Here is a 498-nt window from a genome sequence, read left to right on the forward strand (position 1 = left end):
CGCTCGGGGTGTACGCCGCGCTGGAGGCGGTCCGCGCGATGCGGGACGAGGGCGTCGAACCGGAGCGCCCGGTCGGGGTCGTGAGCTTCACCGAGGAGGAGGGCGGCACCTTCGGCAACGGCCTGTTAGGGTCGACCATCGCGACCGGCGAGCTGGCGCTCGACGAGGCGCTCGCGCTGTCGGACGGCGACGGGGAGACGCTCGGCGAGGCGCTCGACCGGATCGGCTACCGCGGCGGGGACGCGGTCGACGCCGCCACGCCGACCGACGCGGAGGGCGCGCCGACGACGCTAGACCCCGCGTCGTGGGGGGCGTTCTACGAACTCCACGTCGAGCAGGACACGACGCTGGAGGCGGCGGGCGCGGCGGCCGGCGTCGTGACGACGATCACCGGGATCACCCACTGCGAGGCGACGATCGACGGGGAGGCGAACCACGCGGGCGCGACCCCGATGGACGACCGGACGGACGCGCTGGCGGCCGCGAGCGAGTTCGTCC

The 498-nt window shown here is 75.3% G+C and carries 1 protein-coding gene; it reads left to right on the forward strand.

Translation table 11 applies throughout. The features are described from left to right. Positions 1-498 (forward strand): M20/M25/M40 family metallo-hydrolase (locus tag D3D02_RS19125; RefSeq protein WP_121571367.1); only part of this gene is annotated, 498 nt, incomplete at both ends.

The organism is Halobellus sp. Atlit-38R (genome assembly GCF_003665925.1).
GTDB lineage: Archaea > Halobacteriota > Halobacteria > Halobacteriales > Haloferacaceae > Haloquadratum > Haloquadratum inordinatus.